At 32.7% G+C, this 1,097-nt stretch carries 3 protein-coding genes; 1 reads left to right on the forward strand and 2 read right to left on the reverse strand.

All coding sequences use genetic code 11. The features are described 5' to 3' along the window. The first annotated feature begins 136 nt into the window (after window positions 1–136). Window positions 137–322, forward strand: a complete 186-nt coding sequence (locus tag J3U37_RS12230) for a SymE family type I addiction module toxin (RefSeq protein WP_416380016.1) — start codon at window positions 137–139, stop codon at window positions 320–322. A 40-nt stretch (window positions 323–362) separates the two neighbouring features. Here the strand turns inward: J3U37_RS12230 and J3U37_RS12035 are convergent, their stop codons facing one another. Continuing rightward, entirely contained in the window at window positions 363–659 is a 297-nt protein-coding gene (locus tag J3U37_RS12035; protein ID WP_267375119.1) for a hypothetical protein, read from the reverse strand. 22 nt (window positions 660–681) lie between these two features. Further along, a partial coding sequence (locus J3U37_RS12040) for a polymorphic toxin type 50 domain-containing protein (protein WP_267375121.1) occupies window positions 682–1,097 on the reverse strand: 416 nt, incomplete at its 5' end.

Below are 1,097 nucleotides of genomic sequence, written 5' to 3' on the forward strand. Positions count from 1 at the left end.
AAGAAGCAGATTAAATTACAAGCTAGGTAATGCGGGTAAAAAAGTAACATAATAGTAACAGGCGACAACCTGCTACTACTACAACCATACGAAATAGTTATTATGATTAAGATGCATTTCTACTCTAAAATCAACCATACACAAAGCACCACAACACAATGAGCAATTTTATACCGTCAGTTATATGCCACAGGGCACAAAACCCAACCCCAGACCACAACTGACCATTAAGGGGCGCTGGCAGGAGCAATTTGGTTTTTATGTGGGCTGCCCTATTATTAAGATTGAACAGGGCAAATTGATTATTGAGCTTACCTGTTAATTCTAATAATCAATCGGTTAATAATATTTGAAATATGAGGTTAATCTTCTTTTCTTCTGTAAACACAATAGCCTTGTTCAATTACTATTGGATATGGATAATCAATTCTTTTTATATTAGTTTCAATATCAAAATCATCTTCAAAATCAGCTATTACTTCCGTTTCAATACATGAAATGTTTTCTTGATCATCTTCTGTTACTTTTCCATCAATAAAAAAGGATAACTCAATTTTCTTATTGATAATATTTATTGTCACACATCTAATGTTCGGAGTAATTTCTCCAAGTAAAGCTCTTTGTATTGATAACTTTAAATCTAAAATATAATCATTCATGTAATATCCTCAAATATATTAATTATGGTCTTGATGGGACAATATGTATGCCATTTTTCCCATAATGTACTATTCCTTTCGTTGTCGGGGTAGATACACCTGTTTTAGGATCAACATAATAACCAATAAATTTCCCAAAATTAATACGTTCTTTTGAACCAGGTAAACCTACCTCAACGTTCCCGATTTGTTCACCTTTTCCTGCATTTGGAAGTAAAGATTCAGGAGATACTTTTAAAATACTCCGTTTGTCACCAGATGAACCCGCTGTTTTAAATTCATTTGTTCCTTCTATGTGCTTGTTTTGTTGTCCCTGATTTATCTTGACTGAAGAAGTATTATTTGTTCCCGTCCCCTTTCCAACTTTAGTTTGTTTAATGATAGTGTTATTAGCTCTATCATAAACAATTTTATAATTCCCGTTTTCACTAAGAGTCG

The organism is Gilliamella sp. B3172, from assembly GCF_026536465.1.
Lineage (GTDB): Bacteria > Pseudomonadota > Gammaproteobacteria > Enterobacterales > Orbaceae > Gilliamella.

What these genes read in the sequence shown, in the direction of transcription:
- J3U37_RS12035 (WP_267375119.1), bottom strand. Translation starts at nt 659, where the DNA reads ATGAATGATTATATTTTAGATTTAAAGTTATCAATACAAAGAGCTTTA.